The 17,086-nt window shown below is 71.2% G+C and carries 7 protein-coding genes; 1 reads left to right on the top strand and 6 read right to left on the bottom strand.

The window, feature by feature from the left end; translation table 11 throughout:
- Positions 1-3: 3 nt before the first annotated feature.
- From QSK15_RS21700 to QSK15_RS21720, 5 genes are all read right to left on the bottom strand, one after another.
- Positions 4-516, bottom strand: a complete 513-nt coding sequence (locus tag QSK15_RS21700) for a DinB family protein (protein WP_285795994.1) — start codon at positions 514-516, stop codon at positions 4-6.
- A gap of 97 nt (positions 517-613) precedes the next feature.
- A complete protein-coding gene (locus QSK15_RS21705; protein ID WP_285795995.1) occupies positions 614-9,667 on the bottom strand; it encodes a hypothetical protein in 9,054 nt (3,017 codons plus the stop codon).
- Entirely contained in the window at positions 9,664-11,952 is a 2,289-nt protein-coding gene (locus QSK15_RS21710) for a caspase family protein (protein ID WP_285795996.1), read from the bottom strand. The genes QSK15_RS21705 and QSK15_RS21710 overlap by 4 nt, the downstream gene beginning before the upstream one ends.
- A complete protein-coding gene (locus QSK15_RS21715) occupies positions 11,949-13,151 on the bottom strand; it encodes an alpha/beta hydrolase family protein (protein ID WP_285795997.1) in 1,203 nt (400 codons plus the stop codon). Before QSK15_RS21715 ends, QSK15_RS21710 begins: the two co-directional genes overlap by 4 nt.
- A 409-nt stretch (positions 13,152-13,560) precedes the next feature.
- Positions 13,561-14,334: a hypothetical protein gene (locus QSK15_RS21720; protein ID WP_285795998.1), complete on the bottom strand. Its 774-nt coding sequence runs from the start codon at positions 14,332-14,334 to the stop codon at positions 13,561-13,563.
- Between the two features lie 335 nt (positions 14,335-14,669).
- On the opposite strand from QSK15_RS21720, the gene QSK15_RS21725 reads away from it, so the two are divergent.
- Positions 14,670-15,548 (top strand): hypothetical protein, encoded by an 879-nt coding sequence (locus QSK15_RS21725; RefSeq protein ID WP_285795999.1) that lies wholly within the window; start codon positions 14,670-14,672, stop codon positions 15,546-15,548.
- Positions 15,549-15,601: 53 nt separating this feature from the next.
- On the opposite strand, the gene pdxR is transcribed toward QSK15_RS21725, so the two are convergent.
- A complete protein-coding gene (gene pdxR, locus QSK15_RS21730) occupies positions 15,602-17,065 on the bottom strand; it encodes a MocR-like pyridoxine biosynthesis transcription factor PdxR (RefSeq protein ID WP_285796000.1) in 1,464 nt (487 codons plus the stop codon).
- Positions 17,066-17,086: the final 21 nt, after the last annotated feature.

The raw sequence follows: 17,086 nt of genomic DNA on the forward strand, positions 1-17,086 counted from the left end.
CAGCTATCGAGGTCCGAGCCCGGTCTTTCCGTCGATCAGCTCGCGCACGACGTCGAGGTGACCGGCATGGCGTGCGGTCTCCTCGATCAGGTGAAGGATGACGCGCCGCAGGTCGGTGACCTCGTCACCGAGCCAACCGGGATGACGCCCACGCACCGGCGCGGACAGTGGCGTAGCGGCAACGACGGCGTTGGATCGCTCGCACTGTGCCCGGTAGAACGCGAAGACCACTGACGGTGGCCGTGGGGTGGTCAGGGGCGTGTGGTCGTCGTCGGGCCAGGCCAGCGGCTCGACGGAGCCGGTAGCGATCTCCTGGAACCAGTACCGCTCGGCGTAGCCGAGGTGCTCCACGAGACCCAGCGGCGTCCAACCTGAGGGCAGCACCGCGGTGGTCAGAGCTTCGAGGTCAAGGCCGTCAACAATCGCGAGAACACTGGAACGTTGCGCCTCCAGGAACATCAACAGTGCGTTCTTCTCAGCGTCGTCCACCCGGTCCACGCCCTTCCTGGTCAGCATGATGACGGTTGGCGGGGCACCTCGTCCGCCCCCCACCGGCGAATGCGGCACGCTAACAACCGGGGGCGACATTCGTCGACGTGCTGGGAACCGTCAGCTACGCCCCGTCAGCGGGTATCACCCCCACGAGCACCTCGAGCAGCTGCGCACTGCGGGCGCAGTCCGGATCCTGCACGATCGGCGGGACCGGAAGCAGCGTCAGGCCATGCCATCGCTGCATCGATCCCCACAACACCCGCCCGAGCGCGTCCCGTTGCGCTGGGAGAAGCTCCCGCTGCGCCGTCACCTGCCCCGGCGACGGCGCCAGCGGCCGGCCCAGCGCGGCGACGCTGCCCAGCACGCCCTCGTACCCCTCGATCTCGTCATAGCTGACGTGCGCGCCAGCGCTCGCCGCGAGACTCTGCATGACGATGCTGAGCGCCTGGTCCGGCCGGAGGGCGGTCCGGGCCCGAATGCCTCGTTGCACGTCCTTGATGGTCCGGAAATCGGCCGGCTTGAGCACCGGGCCCAGGTTCACCTGATCCAACCGCCGCCACAGGTCGGTCTTGACCGCCGTGTCCGGGTCACCGATCCAGTCGTGCAGGAGCGGCTCGAGGTGCCGGGACCGGATCGCCCGCAGCGCCAACTGGCGGCACAGGTGGACGGCCGCGGCTGCGGCGGCCGCCCCACCCGACGGGTGCCCGCGCATCGCGTCGAGCAGCAGCGCGGCTGCCACCGCGGGCGCCAGCTCGATGTCGCGGGGTGCGCCCAGCCCGAAAGCGGCCGCTGCGTCAGTCGCGAGCCAGCGCCCGAGGGAAGCCTGGTGGTCCTCGCTGGGCCCGGCGTCCCCGTGTACGACGGCACCCGCGCCGGCCAGCAACGCCTGGTACTCGCCCCGTGCCGACGGATCCACCGCGGAGTCTGCCGCGAACGACCGGTCCGGCGCCTGCCTGATCAGCCACGCCGGCAGGTCGAGAGCGAGGTGACGCTGGTCGGGGTCGCAGACGCTGATTCGTGGGGAACCACGCTCCAGAAGACGCCCGTCGACCTCGCACAGGCGGGGCTCGGCGGTCAGCGGAGGAGCCGACCCTTCCAGCCGCATGTCGAGCAGGATGTCGGACATGTACGCGCGGACGATGTACCGGTGCCGTCCGTCCGCCAGGCGTTCGGTCGCTTCCTCGCCGATCACCTCCACCCGGAGCGGGTCGCCCAGCCTCAGCTGTTCGAAGCGCTGCAGGTTCGCCGCCGTGCGGACCAGCGAGACGGTGCCGTCCGGCAGAAGCCGACAGGACAGCTCGCGCAGTCGCTGCCGGCTGTTCGGTCGGCCCAGGTAGTGGTGCAGGTGCTCGGCGTCGAGAGGGGTCCAGCCGACCTCGGTGGCGGGCAGCCAGCGGGGCCGGTTCGTGCGTCGTTCGAGGCAGATGATGCCGGCGTCGGCACCGGTGCCGATCACTCCCACCGGCCTGACGGTGATCTCCTCGGCGGGTCGGCCCGGCTCATCGGGCAACCCGAGCCGGACTCCCGCCGACCGGTCGGCGTACGCCCAGAGCGGCTGCCTCGTGCGGCGGATCGTCTGGATGGCCTGGTCGACCAGGGGAAGCGGAAGGCCCGGAACGAGGTCACCGACGGCACCCACGGTCAGCCGGAATCCCCGGCGCAGCAGCAGCCCGCCGGAGGGCAGCACACCGAGCGGCTGAAGCACTGTCAGTTCACCCGGGCTCAGGTCGCGGTCGTGCCGGCGCCGGGAACAGCGGATGGTCGTCCCGGACACCTCCTCGACCGTGACGGGCAGAGCACCCCCGCACAGCTCGAACAGCGCCCGACGATCCGCCGGGTCCTTCAGCGCCGCGACGAGCCACTCCGCCATGGAGTCGCTCCCGGCCGCCACGGGGACACGATCCGGCAGGCCAACGATGCTGAGGCCGGCCTCACCCTCCTCGAGAAGGACCGTGTCACCGCGACCGACCACAGGTCTCTCGCCAGCCGGCGAGACCTCGTTCCGGTCGGTGAGCCAGACCAGGGTGTCCTTCCGGTGAGCCTCGTCGGGCTCGGTGGGCAGGGTGGCCGACCAGATCCCGATCCCCACCCGTACGCTGCGCCGGGCGCTGTCGGTCTGCCCGATCGGCAGCAGCGCGCGCCGCCCCAGCGCGCCCCGGGGACCGACGATCCACTCGTGCAGCACCAGCCCGCCGATCTCGGTGGGATCGTGCCGCTCCACCGACAGGGTGACGCGATCGCCGGGGGCGAAGCTCGACCAGTCCATTCCGTCGAGGCTGTTTCCGTCCGGTGTGGACAGCATGGGACCGGTGACCTCGATGAGGCGGCCCGGAGCGACCTCGACCCAGAGGCCACTCGGGCGGCCACCGCGGTGGGTGACGCCGCCCACCGCGTAGGTACGGGGGCGGCCGACCTTCCGACCGGCGCCACCGTCGACCAGCTCGGTAGCGGGCAGACCATACTGCCGGAGCTCGTCAGCGCTGTACCGCAGCATCCCGCCGCTGCCGAAGAACACCGGGTCCGTCCAGACCGTGGCGGACGGATTGAGCCGCTCGGTGGTGACCGTCTCCAGTCGCTCACCCTGGCGATACCCGGTCGTGCTGTCGTGGTACTCCCAGGACGACTTGTCGCACCATTCCCGGATTCCGTGCGCGCCACGGTCGAAGAAGGACACCTGCGCCCAACGGACCCGCGTCCGCCAGGTGACCCCGTCGGCGTCGCGGCCCGCGGCGGACAGGGTGCCGTCGGCTTCGCGGCGCAGGCTGCCCACGCGAACGTCGCTGCCGATCCGCTCCAGGTGGTACGAGTTGCGGGCTTCCCGCCGGACGGTGCCCAGCTTCGGATGCGGCGTCGCGATCAGTTCCCGGGCCTGGGCGTCCGGCGCACGCCCCCGGCGGGAGGCCGGCACGATGACCGACGGGAGTCCGACGACGGTGTACGAGCCCCGGCCGAGCGCTGTCGCGCCGTCATCGCGCCGACTCAGCAGGTTCTGCATCGGCAGCAGCTGGACCGGCCGGCCCTCCCGTGGCAGATACGCGGCGTCACCGAGCAGCGCCTGACGGACCATGAGTTGCCGGTCCGGCCCGCGCAGCAGACGGACGATGGATCCGTTGCGCGCCTCGTCCGCGTTGGCGACGGCATCGGCGGTGAAGCGGAACACGACGTTCGGCCGTACCTCCAACTCGATCCGGTCACCCTGCCGTACGACAGTGGCGAAGCACGGGGTCTCGTCGTTGGCAAGCCGGCTCATCAGGGCGGCGTGCGGGCGTCCGGGACCGCCCACGATCGAGCCCTCGGCGCGATTGTCAGCCGGATGGATGCGTGTCAGCTTGACGAGGTAGACGGCGCCACGCAGCGGGTGGGTTCCCGGCTCGGCGTTGCGGTGGATGTGTTGCAGGAGCGCCTGCCGGCGGGAGAAGTCACGGCGCAGCACCGCGACCTCGAAACCCGTCCGCGATCCGCCGCCGATCAGATCGCCGCCGCGCAGCGTGAGGGCGACGTCGTTGGGTAGCGGGCGGATCTCGTCCGCGGTCAGGAACAGGCGGCAGCCCTGCGGAAGCTCGCCGTTGTCGAACGTCGGACTGATGAAGTGGAACTCGACCTGCGCGCCACCGCTGCGTTTGAACTTGTCGACGTCGAGCCGGACGAGCGCCTGGTTGGGGCGGTCCGGCCGGGCCTCGCGCCGTTCCGCCTGCCAGGCGTCGGTGATGCGACGGCTGGCCTCCGGTGCCAGCCGCAGCCGGCGCAGCACGACCGTCTGGGTGTCCCGGTAGACCGGGCCGTCGGCGGGTGGCTTGCGCCAGCGGACGTGCAGGGCCTTGATGCGCGGGCGGCCACCGTCCTGGTCGGCGACGATGTCGGCGAGGTGGATGACCTGGTTGGCGGCCTCCCGGTGGAGCTGCGCGTACCAGCCCCAGCGGATGTGTTCCATCCGGATGTCCAGCACGAGGTCCTGGGTGCCGGCGCGTTGGTCGATCAGGACGTCGGTGACGAAGTCGCCGTGGAAGAGGGAGACGGCGTTGTCCGCGGCTGGTCTGCCGTCAATGGTGAGGGCCTGCTCGTTCAGTTCCAGCGTGTGGCCGTAGCCCCACTCGAACCGGTGCATCACCCCCTGCGCCGTCTCCCGGCGGTCGACGTAGTGCAGCCGCGCCCCGCGCAGATCCGAACGAATCCCGAGGCGGATGCCCTGTCGCTGGAAGTGCCGGAAGAACTCCGCCATGGAGAGCGCGGGCGCAGTCCGGTAGCTGGCGAACACGCCGCCGGCCAACTCCAGCAGAACGACCCGCACATCGTTGCTGCGGTACGCGACGGCGACCCAGGGCTCCTCGCCTTCGGCGAGCGGGATCTGCCACGTCGACCCTCCGGTGGGCGTCGGCACCGTCCACTCCGTCTGCAGGGTCACCGTGGAGCCGCTGAGCGTCGCCGTCAACGGGGAGCGCTCACCGGCGAGATAGCGGTAGTAACCGTCGGTGCTCGACTGCCCGGCAGCGGGGGTGGCGGCTGGCTGCTGCGCGACCCCCGTTGACAGGCTGAAGCTGCGCCGGACCACGACATGTCCCGGATCCACGTCCTCGAGCGCCACGTCGACACCGACGACCCGGGAGAACGGACCGGCTTGGACGTAGCGCGTCTCACCGTGCACCTCGGCCGATCCACGCCGGTCCGCGTACCGGACCGCCATGCGACGCCGGTCGCGATCCGGGTAGACACGGGACATCTCGACAGTGCCGGCGCTCAGCGCGGGTTCCTCACCGTTCGCTGCGACGGGTCGCAGATGCGCCGTGGCGGACAGGTCGTCGTACAGGTAGAGGACCGGCCGGTTGGTCGACTGGGCCAGCGCCTTGCGCTGTCCTCGCCACTGCACGATGCCGAGGCCGATCGCGTCCGCCGGAGGAGCCTCGTTCTGGTACTCCCAGACCGCCCGCACGCGAATACGCCGGCGGTACGCGGTGAAGATCCAGCCGTGCCGACTGCGGCGGCCACGCACGATCGCGCCGATGCCGGTCGGCGGGCGGTCGAAGTTCTCCCGGCGCAGAGAGCAGACCGCGATGTCGACTCCGAGGTCGAGCAGGACCGTGTAGACGTCGGCCCGGCTCCGGGTGATCGGCGCGTCGACCACGATGCCGCGCAACTCGTGCTGCCGCACCAGGGCGTCCTCGCCGGCCTCGCGGTCGGCCTCGGCGAGACCCGCTGTGAGGTTGATGTTGGGTACCGGCGCCGGCTGGCCGTCACCGGTGGGCACCTCGAAGGTCCGCACGTCGCAGACCTGGGACTGACGGTTCTGTCGCAGGCGCTGATGCACCTTGTGTCTGGCGGAGACCGGCCCGAGCCAGATCGACTCCGCCTCCACGTCGACCGCGATCCCCTCGACGGTGTAACCGCGCCTCATCCCCCACTGCGGTTCCGCCACAGTGGTGCGGAGTTGAACGACGTCACCGTCGGCCAGGTCGACGAGCCGTTCGAAGAGCTCCCGGTCCGGCCGATCCGGCAGGTTCAGATGACGGGCCGGCACGACCCGCCCGCCGACCTGCCGCCGCCGCTGCTGCTCCTCCCCCCAGGCGGAGGGGGTGAAGCGGCACAGGGTTCCGGGCGCGTCGAGCCCGGTGACGACGACGTCCGGAAGGTCCGCCAATCGGGGGTCGAAACGCCACGTGCCGTCGACGAGGCGTGCCTCGTGGTCCGAGCCGTCCCGAAACAGGTCACGCCACCGCAGCGCGCGCACGTCGAGCGCGTCCTCGGCCGGCCGGCCGGGTTCCCGGCGCAGGCGCAGCCGCGGCGCGCCGACGTCGTCGCCGTGCAGATCGGCCGTCACGACAAGACCGCACGGGTCACCGGCTGCCTCGCGGACGGCGGCGAGGAGGTCCGCACGGTCATCGTCGTCCCAGACCTGGTTGTCCAGCACCACGTTGCAGCCGGGGCCGGCCGAGAATCGGATCGAGCGGCCCTGCCGGACGAGTTCGATCACCACCAGCCGGATCGGCGCCTGTTCGCCGCGACCGGTGAGTATCGCCAGGAACTCGACGTACTCGCGGTCGACGGGCAGCCAGTGCTCGCCCTCCCATCGTGCGAGGGCCGGGTACTCGCCCACCGACAGCTCCTCCAGCTCACCGAGGAGATCGGGATCCCAGCTCCGCCGCGCCTGCTGTGGAAGGGCCGCCACATCGAACGGCATGGCGTCGGCCACCCGGACGACGAGGCGTCCGGTGGCCGGCCGCTCGATCGTCGCGGGCCGCAGGTCGCCGACGACCGGCAACGACGCCAGCCGCTCGATCGGACCTGCCGCCGCCGGTCCGGCGATGCTCCGGCGCAGCGGAACCGCCACCTGGTCGCCGACCCGGACGACGTCGACCGGCGCGGGCACCGGCAGCGGGTCGGCCAGGCCGCAGTTCACCCAGACCTGACCGTCCTTTGCCGCGCAGACCATGCCGATGACGTACGACGGGTTGTTCCCGAGCATGCGCTCGAACTGTTCGGGGGAGAGCCGGAACGGGTCTTCGACGCTCGCCCCCGAGAACGTCCGCAGTTGCGGCGATCGTCGCGCGTGGACACGGAGCACGCCGTCCACCGGGTCGACGGTGAGCCCGGCGAGGAGCCGGGGGTCGACCAGGCCGCGTGCCCCCTCATCCTCGTCCACCGGGATGCTCAGCTCCGTCAGGCGGAGGTTCTGGTGGGCGTCCTGCCACAGTTGCAGGACGAAGTCGGACAGCGTGCGCCCACCGATGACGACGTCGGCGGGACCGAGCTCGAAGACGAGTCGCTGCATCAGCATGGTCAGCAGGGCGTTGCTCCGCCGAACGCCGAGTGACTGCCACGGGTTGTTGAGCAGGCGCTCATGCTGGTCCACCGACTGTCGCTGGTACAGGCCGCGGAGCAGACGATGCCGGAGAGCCTCGGCCAGGTACGGCGGAAGCACCGCCGTCGGCCCGAGCCGCTCGAACATGAGCCAGCGGTCGAGTGGGGTGCCGAGGCCGAACTCGATCTCGGTGTCGATGATGTCCTCAAGGATCAACCGCTGCCAGGAGTGGCCCTCAAGGTTCTGGCCGAGTGCGGCGAGCAGGCGCATCCGGACCGGCCGGGACAGCTCGCGCACCTTGGTGACGGCGTTGATCGCGGTCCGCCACTGCTCCACCCAGTCGGCGCGCTCGGCCTCAGAGATCAGGTCCGGCTCGGCGAGGAGGGCCGCCAGACGCTCGGTCAGCAGGGCGAGCTGAACACCGTGCCGGTCGTTGACGAGACTGGGGTAGCGCCGCCAGCCGTCGGCATTGAGCGGCGGAACGGCCAGGACCTCCCACTGGTTCGAGACGCGGGACGGATGAACGTCGCGCTCGTACCACGGCGTCATGGCGGCGCCCTCTTCGTCGCGCCCGAAGTGCAGCCGCAACAGGGCTGCCGGTCGCTTGGTGAGCGATGGCGGCAGGATCTGGACCGCGCGGATCAGGACCCGCTCGGCGAGGCTGAGCCCACCGGCGACCGGCTGCCGCCATCGCCCCTGGCCACCGGTGTCGAGGTCCGGCACCGTTCCGCTGAGGGCGTTCTCGATCCAACCGGTCACCAGGGACACCCCCGGTCGGCCGCGCAACCACCGCTCCTGCTGTGGCAGCGCCTCCTCGTGGTGGTCGGCGAGCAGCAGATCCGCGAAGACCGAGGGCTCGATCTGGGGGTACCTGCCGTCGCCGGCCCGCTCGTATTCCCGGTAGGTGTGCAGGGCCAGCCCGGCCAGCGGCAGGGACATCGAGGGGTTCGGCGACTCCAGTTGGTACGCCAGCTCGCTCAGGAAGGCGCGGTGCCGGGTGTCCGACAGCACGTCCGCGGCGTGCAGGACGAGTGCGGCGAGATGTTCGGCCCGGCCGGCCTCGACGCTGCGGAGCAGGCGTACGGCGGTGCACACCGCGAGCATCAGCCGCAACAGCAGGACCGAGTCACCACCCATGGGGAACAGTGAATCCCTGATCTGCTCGTCCGGATCTCGGGTGAAGCGGGCGTTGTACGCGCTGTTGTGGCGGTTGAACCATGGCGACAGCACGGCGACGGAGAACCAGCTCGACAGTTGCAGGGGCCCGGACCGGACGATGAACTCCACCGGCTTCTCGTTCCCGGTCCGCAGTCGGGCGAGCGACGCCGCGCTCGTCTGCCACGCGCTCAGTTCGTGGGTCGGCAGCGGGATCCGTACCCGGATCGGCTTGTTGATCTCGCGGTGGGGTGCGATCCACCGATGCGCCAGCGCGTCCGCCGTCCCCTGCGGATCGATGTCGGCCGACAGTTCGTCCAGGACGGCCTGCCAGAGAACCATGGCGATGGTGGCCGGATGCTGACCGGACAGTCCCAGCCGCGACAGGGCCTCCGACGCGGTCGACGGATCGGGGCGCCCGCGCCGCAGCCGGCGGAGTTGCGACAGCGTCACGACCTCGTTCGACATCAGGCCGGCCGCACCGGGCGCCGGGCCGGCCGGAGCGGACGTCCCCGGGAATCCGAAGGTGAGCCGGGCGATCGCGGCAAGGAGGTCCGGCTCCTGGAATGCCGCGCCGATGCGCGGATCGAGGAGTTGGGTGACGACGTCGTCGGAGCTCATCAGCTCGTCGCCGACCATGGCGGCGAGTTCCGCGGCGAGCAGTTGCGCTCGGCGGCCGCAGTGGCCGGCGAGCGCGTCCCGGCTGAGCTTGCCGATCGTCTCGTCGACGACGAGTCGCGCGGACGCCGGGATGCGCCGTGCCGCCTCGACGCAGGCGGCGAGCACCACCACCTCGGCGGTGAAGCTCTCGATGTCGAGATAGGGGTGCGCCGCGCGGCCGGGACGCACGCGCGCCAGCGCCCGTCGCGCCGCCTCCGACAGATGACCCGCGACGGTCTCGGCCGACCGGGCCGTGAAGATAGCTTCCACCGCCTGCGCCACCGCGGTACGGATCGACCCGTCCAGCACGGCCAGGGTGTCGTCGAGAGCACTCCGGGCCAGAGCCGCCGTACCCGGTTCGACACCGGGCCGCACGGCGACGGCCAGCACCTGCGGGGCGGCGTACCGGCGCATGGCCGGTTCACAGTTGGCGAGCTGACGGAGAGCCGCGTTCAGCAGGTCAGCGCCGGAGTGCCGCGAGGTGAGCGCCTCCGTGATGGAGATGAACGCCTCCGTGTGATGCGGCGACGCGTGCACCGCCGAACAGAAGTACCAGGTCTCGATCATGCGCACTCTCCATCGGGGTGAGCCGGAAGGTAGTGAAGGACGCGTCTGAGTTCGGCGATACGGTCAATGAGCACCTGTTCGGTGCGGGGATCCACCGGCCGCAGTCCCACCGCCATCGCCACGACGGACCGCACGTCCGGCGGCCCGGTCAGAAGCTCGATCAGATCCGCGCTCATCGGGCAGGCGCGCAGGGCAGCCATGTATGCGTCGGTCAGCCGGTCCGCCGGGCGGGCCGCGCGCACGATCGCGGCGGCCACGCCGATGCGCCCGGTGAGAAGTGCCGCTTCCCGGCTCAGCTCGACCGGTGTCGGCGCCGACGACGTGCCGTCGCCGGGGGCGGCGGGGTGGCCGGCCATTACCCGGACCAGGTCCGCTATGGCGCGGCCGGCGAAGGCGGACCGCCAGCCGGGCAGTTTCGGGCGTGCGGCCGGATCGCGGAGGGCCGCCAGCACCAGCGCCTCGACGACCGATTCGGTCAGCGGGGCGGGCAGGTCGGTCGGTGCCACCCGGCGATCACCGATCGAGTCCAGCCATCGGACAACGTCGGCGTCGAAGGCGCAGGCCACGGTCAGCCCGGCAACCCAGCCGGCGCCGGTGCGCCGGGTGCCGGAAGCGGTCAGGAACTGCCGATACCAGCCGGGCATGAAGTCGCGAACGGCACACATCAGGTCGGTTTCCACCACCCGGCCGTCGCCGTCCTCCAGCTCGCTGATCACCAGATCGGCCAGCAGCGAAGGGGAAACGCTGTCAAGGTCCGGCCCGGCGTGGCCGGGCAGCGGCGGGAGCACGGGCTTCAGCCCGCGTCGGACGGCCTCCTGGCGCAGCCGGTGCACGACAGCGGGCAGCACCGGCGTCGCGGGGGTGCTGCCCGACGGCAGCGGGGCGGCGATGGTCGGCCGCTCGCCCGGCCGGAACCGGGTCACCGTCAACCAGCCGGTCCCGTCTCTGGTCAGCACCTCGGCCAACCGCTGTGCGGTGAGCATGGCGTCGACTGGCGTCGGGGCCCGGACGGCGACCACGACCGACGACGCGGGGAAGCGGTCTCGAAGGTACGCCGTCCAGGCACGGCACAGGCTCGCCGTCGCGGCGTCCGGGCCTTCCGCGGCCACCTCGATGTCGATGCGGAGCACGAAGGCCCGATCCTCGTCGGACCCGCCCGCGTCGAGAAACGCGGAGTCCGCGTCGGACAGCCGCCACGGATCGCCCGACCGTGCCGGTTCGACGGTGAGCCATCGACGCTGCGTGACGGTCATCCGGGAGTTCTCCCGGAGCAACAGCTCCGCGGTGTTCAGGTCGGTCGCCAGGTCGGCATTCGACGGTTCCGCCACCACTCCGTGGGCCGGTGCCCGGTCCAGGATCCATCGCAGGTCGAGCCGGACTGCCGTACGCTCGCTGCAACTCGGCACCAGCCGACCCGGCGACCAGCCGGACGGGATCACGTACCCCGCCAGCTCGTAGGCCTTGGTCGCGTCGGCCGCCAGGCCCGCGACAAGCCGGCGGCCGGGTTCGTCCACCCCGGTCTCTGGGCTGAAGTAGCAGGTGGTCGGTTCAGTGTCGGACGATCCCCGGTCCTTCATCCCGGCCAGCACCGTGGTCGAGAGGTCGGCGAGCGAGGGGGGCCACACCGCCGTGTCGGCCCGCCTCAACGCGTCCAGCAGGGAACGGGAGAAGAGTCCGCCACGGTCACCGTACGAGTACCCGGCGGCGTGACGGGGCGGCGCCGCGTACATGATCGCCTGCCAGCACTCGCTCTTGCCCTCCTCCTTCTCCGGCAGCGACTCGGCCCTCGGGATCCGCGCGTTCGGGAGGCGGCACGCGTCCACAGAGAAGATCTGCCGGCCGAAGCCGGGCAGGAACTCGGAGCCGCAGAGCGTCACCAACTCCTCGAAGCTGATGTTGATCTGGTGGGCCGTCGTGGCGTCGGCGAGGAGGAGACGCGACTGAAGGTCGGCGTACCAACCATGGCCGGCCCAGAACACCCACAGCAGGTCGCCGTCGTGCTGCGGCAACCGGAGGATCTCCGCACGAACTGCGGCGGACGTCGCTGGGCCGGCGACCTCCAGGCCCGGCGGCATCGGCGGAATTTCCTCGGCCGACAGCAAGAGCCGGATGTTGGCCGCCGGGACACCGAACCTCAACAGAATCTCGGCGAAGCCGACCGCGTCGTCCGCGATGCCTTTACGCGCGAGGTCAGGGCCGAGGTCCGGGTAGTCCTGCACCCCGACGACGAGCGCGAACGTCCGCTGGGAAAGGCCCCGGGGTACGAGAGCCGGCGCGGTGCTCATGGGGCGACCCTCCCCACCTCCTCGACGAGTGACGCGAGACGGTCGTAGAAGTCCTTCCGGTCGAAGTAGGCGCTGTGGGCCTCCGGCATGACCTCGTTTCCGGCTATCTCGACATCCTCCACCCGCCCCGGGAAGATCGGTCCGGCCACGTAGGACAGTAGGTCCCGCCGGTGGTGGACGTTGAGCCAGCGGGGCACCGATCCGGGCAGCGCCTCGCCGACGTCGAGACTCGGCAGCGCGCCCATCTCGTGCAGGAGCGGCCCTTGGGACCCGACCGTGACGAGCGCCATGACGGCGGGCAGGGACCGAAGGACGAGCGTGTCCAGCGCCGCGATGCCGCCCAGGCTGTGCCCCACGAGGACGACCGGTCCTTCCGCGTCCCGGACACAGTCGGCGATGAGCCGCCGGATCCCGTCGCCGCGGGCGAGGTAACGCAGGACGTCGCCCACGAACGGGTGGGCGCTGTCACTGAGCGGGCCGCGCCAGTGGTCGAGCGCCCACGCGCCACCCATCCGCATGGCGAGCTCCGCGCTGATCTTGGCCGCTGTGCCCAGTACGCCGAGCTGACCGCCTTGGAAGGCGTCGATCACCGACTCGACGAGCCGCCGCCGATCGGCGGGCACCAGGCGTGTCGTGGAGGACTGGTGGCGCAGCGTCTCCGCGATGATCGCTTCGGCCAGCGCGTCGACCAGTTCACCCCAGGCGGCGTCGCCCTGGGATTGGGCGATCGCCTCGCGGGCCGGCGCCGAGCGCAGCACCGAGTCCACCGCCACGTCGAACCCCTCGGCGAGCCCGGTCGCGACCAGATCCTCCTTCAGTGTGGACGCCTGGGACATCTGGGCCACCGCACGGGAGATGCGGTCGGCATTGCTGGGCTGCCCCGGCAGGCGAGGCGCCGGACGGGTACGAGCGCTGACCGCCGCGCAGACCCGGACATCATGCAAGGGATCCAGGTCCAGGATGGTCCATCGGGCGGTCGGCCACCCGGACACCGGGGACTGTGCGGTGGTGCTCGGCCGGTATCGGGGGATGGACCTGCGCGGGGCCGGTGGTGGAGAGCCGAGCCGGTCACCCCAGAGACACGGGATGACTGTCGTGCCCGGACACCGGTCACGCATCGCCGCATCGAACTTCTTGAGCACTGGCTCGTACCGCGAGGTGCGCGCGCCCGTACCGTGCACGAAGATCAGAGTTGTCATGCGGCGATCACCCCCCGTGTCCAAGGGAACCATTGTGATTGGAGGCGACTCGGCATAGAAACGTCTGATTGGGCGATGTTTTCGACCCCATGACCGGTCCCGGCGGGGCGCAGGTCACGAGCATTTCGAGGTCGACAGGACCGGCGACGGCGCACAGGCCGTGCAGGTCGCCGTGCAATCTGACCCGCCGGGCACCGGCGTCACCTGACGTAGTCGCAGGTGGGAGTCGTGTCCACGCGCATCAGCGCGAGGTGCGGATGGCACGGTTGGGCCGCGTCGGGTGATAACGGTGCCTGGCACGGCGGTGACGTTGGCCGGAGCGGTGAGCGTCCGAGCAGGTGAGTCGGAAAGCCGACGGCAGTCCTGGGGGCGCCGGCGAGACGCTCGACGCCCCCGGTGACGAACGAGGTCAGCAGCCCAGTCGTTTGGTGGAGAGCGCGACGTCGTCGATCCAGAGGTCGAAGTCGCGCGGTGTGGTGCCGCCCTGATAGAGCTGCCAGCCGATCTTCACTGTGTTCACCGTCGGCAGGACGAAGGGCACGTCGTTGCCGCCGTGATCGGTCGTCGACGCGGTCAGCCCCGGGATCGCCACCTCGTCGATCCACACCGTGACGCGGTTGTCGGTCGGGTCGAGCTTCCACTCGAAACACTGCCAGGTGTCCTCGGCGACCGGGGCGGACTCCCGCCAGTTGGTCCAGTCGCCGGTCGGGCCACCGTCGGCGCCCACGCCCCAGAAGATGCCGGGGACGGTGGGCGCGTACTGGCCGCCGATCGGCCGGACGACCTCGGAACTACCGGTGCCGGTCGCCTCCACCAGCGTGAAGTGCGCCCAGTCGGGGGCGGTGGGGAACGCGTCGACGCGCAGCCGCATCCGGCCATAGAAGCGGTTGCCCGGCGCGGCGAAATCGTCGACCCGCAGGAAGGCCCGCCCGTTGTCGACCGTGTGCACGTGCAACACCTGGTTGCCGTGGCGGGCACGCTCGACGGTGAGCGTGCCGTTGCGGGTGTCGACGCCCCAGTCCAACGTGCTGGCGCCGCCTCGCGGCAGACGCTCGAAGTCTTCACAGAAGAGCAGGCCACTGGCGCACGAGCGGTGGGAGGCACCCGAGGCGCCGGCCGGGACACTGCCGGCTGTGGTGCCGAGGATCAGGGCAGCGGTGATCACCGCGAGGGAACGGCGCATGGTCATCCTTCATGGCGTTGGGTCCCTACCGCGCGGGCAGGGCCGGATCAGTGCGTGCGGACGTCACGGCAGACACCTGCCCGTCGTCGTCGAGATGGTTCGGCGGTGCGGCGCGCGTCCGCCGAGGCGGCGCTCTGCCAGCACTGTGCTGCTCCCGCGCTGACCGTTCCCAGCGCGGTTGCCCCCGCGCTGCAGCGATGGTCGCCATTCCAGCACACCTGCGACCACTCGGGCAACATCGACAGTCGTCAGTGTTGTGGCCCTGTCAGGCGATTGCGATGGGCCATCGCTGGTGGCGGAGGGGTGGGGGTGAGCAGCCGGATAGGGTCACGGCTGTGACAGCAGTACCGCCACCGACGGGTCCGTTCCGGTGGGACCTTGTCTCTCCAGCCCAGCTCGGCGCTCTCCTCGACGCTGCCCCCGAGCCCGATCTGTGGTTCCTACCCGACCTGCTCGACTGCGCCGGCAAGGTCCTTGCCCGCAGCGCCGACGCGGACCTCTACTTCGTCGGCCGCTCCCCCGACAGCATCTTCGACCTGCTCAGCGGCGCGCTGGCCGCCACCACGTGGCGCGACCGCTGTCACCAGCTTCCCCTGTCACTGTGGAGCGACCCGGATGCGATGACCCCTGCGCAGGTCGCCCAGTTCCGCAGCAACCTCAGCCACCTGGGGATCACCCCGCACGGGCTGGCCCACCGCCAGCGTCCGGTGGCATTCGTCGACCTCGTGTTCGGCGGCCGCACCTACGAGAACCTGTTCCATCTGCTCCGCCGCTGGATCAGCGAGGAGAGGGCCGCCTGGTCGGTGATCCGTACGAAGGTGCGGTTCATCGGCATCACCGCCCGTACCAAGACCAGCCCGAACACCTGGCGTTGGTACCAGGCTGCCCCATGGGCCACCCACCTCCCGCGCCGCGCCCTGGTCGGCGTGTCACTGCGCAGATGGGTCTGGGAATACTTCGGCGACCACCAGCACAAGATCACCCGATCGTTCCCCGTCGCACGGTGGCTCGACCAGGACACGCACCTCCCGGCACGAGACCCCAAGGCGTTGGCCGCCCTCGCCGAAGCCGTGGCCATCGTCGCCTACGGCCGCTCGCCCGAAGGGCGGGCCGGGCTTACCGCCGCGATAACCGGCGAACCCACCATGCGCGAGCCATGGGTACGGTCGCTGGTAACCGAACTACGCCGGCCCACCACCACCCGTCAGACCTGACCGCTCCCCACTGCGCCCTCGCCGCTGACGTGCACCCGGGAGCCGCGGCTCGCTCAGGCACCCGCGACCGCGCCACTGTCGGTGGCGGCCACCTCAGGGCGGACCTGCGCACGGACCTCTGCGATCGCAGCGGCCAGGACCTCCATTCCGTCGGCGATGGAGCGTTCGGTGAGGGTGGCGTAACCGAAGATCAGCCCGCCAAGCCCGGCAGGGCTCACGCGGTACCGGGAGACGCCCTGCACGACCAGTCCGCGCCGGGCGGCGGCGGCCACGACCGAGGCCTCGTCGAGGTCCTGCGGGAGCCAGGCCACGACGTGTTGGCCCGCCGCGACACCGACCGGCTCCAGTTCGGGTAGGCGTGCGCGCAGCGCGGCCAGGAGTGCGTCGCGGCGGCGGCGGTAGACCGGGCGCATACGGCGCAGGTGCCTGTCGAATTCGCCGCGGGTGAGGAAGTCGGCGAAGGTCAGCTGGTCGATGACGGGAGAACCGCGGTCGGCCCGCACCTTGGCCGCCGCGATCTCGTCGACCAGGTGTGCCGGCGCGAGCAGCCATCCCAGGCGCAGCCCTGGCGCCAGAGTCTTGCTCGCTGTGCCGCAGTAGACGACGGTGTCGGGTGCCAGCCCCTGCATGGCGCCGACGGGCGCCCGGTCGTAGCGGTACTCCGCGTCGTAGTCGTCCTCAATCACCACGGCGCCACGGCGCTGCGCCCAGCCGATGACCCGGGCCCGCGCGGCGGCCGACAGGACGCCGCCGGTGGGCCACTGGTGCGAGGGCGTCAGCACGACGACGTCCGCGTCGGTGTGTTCCAGTTCCTCGACGAGGAGGCCGTCCGGCCCGACCGGGACGCCGATCACGTCCAGGCCGGCCACGGCCGCGACGAGGCGGGCGTCGTCGTCGGCGGACGGGTCCTCGACGGCCAACCTGCGGGCGCCGCGCGCCGCGAGCACCTGGAGTGTCAGCGCGACGCCTTGGCCGTAGCCGCTGCAGATCACGACGTTCTCCGGACGGGCGGAGGTGCCGCGGACCCGGTTGAGGTAGTCGGTCAGGGCGGCGTGCAGTTCGGGTACGCCACGCCCGTCGAGGTAGGCGAAGCGTTCGTTCGGGGTGGTGGTGAGGACCGTTCGCACCGAACGCAGCCACGCGGCCCGTGGGAACGAGGACACGTCGGTGCGGCCGTACCCGAAGTCGATCTGTGCCGCCGGTCGGTCCTCGCCGCTCCGGCCTGCCGGCGGTGGGGCCGGCTCGACCGCGACCCTGGTGTACCCGCCCGCCCGACTGGTGAGGTAGCCCTCGGCGACGAGTTGCTGGTAGGCCTCGACGACGACACCGCGGGCGACGCCCAGATCGGCGGCGACGGTGCGCGTGGGCGGAAGTGACGTTCCGAGACGCAACCGGCCGGCCCGGATGCCGCCCCGGATCGAGGCGGCGATCTGCCGGTGCAGCGGTTCGGCGGCGGACCGGTCGACATGGATGAGCAGGTCCTCCGCGGTGCTCGAATTGGTCCTGATTCGCCCCATGGAATCGGACCTTACCGGGTG

The organism is Micromonospora sp. NBRC 107095, assembly GCF_030269705.1.
GTDB classification, from domain to species: Bacteria; Actinomycetota; Actinomycetes; order Mycobacteriales; family Micromonosporaceae; genus Micromonospora; species Micromonospora parva.

Excerpts from the sequence above, each read along its gene's own strand:
- QSK15_RS21700 (WP_285795994.1), bottom strand. The coding sequence starts at position 516 with ATGCTGACCAGGAAGGGCGTGGACCGGGTGGACGACGCTGAGAAGAAC.
- QSK15_RS21705 (WP_285795995.1), bottom strand. The coding sequence starts at position 9,667 with ATGATCGAGACCTGGTACTTCTGTTCGGCGGTGCACGCGTCGCCGCAT.
- QSK15_RS21710 (WP_285795996.1), bottom strand. The coding sequence starts at position 11,952 with ATGAGCACCGCGCCGGCTCTCGTACCCCGGGGCCTTTCCCAGCGGACG.
- QSK15_RS21715 (WP_285795997.1), bottom strand. The coding sequence starts at position 13,151 with ATGACAACTCTGATCTTCGTGCACGGTACGGGCGCGCGCACCTCGCGG.
- QSK15_RS21720 (WP_285795998.1), bottom strand. The coding sequence starts at position 14,334 with ATGCGCCGTTCCCTCGCGGTGATCACCGCTGCCCTGATCCTCGGCACC.
- pdxR (WP_285796000.1), bottom strand. The coding sequence starts at position 17,065 with ATGGGGCGAATCAGGACCAATTCGAGCACCGCGGAGGACCTGCTCATC.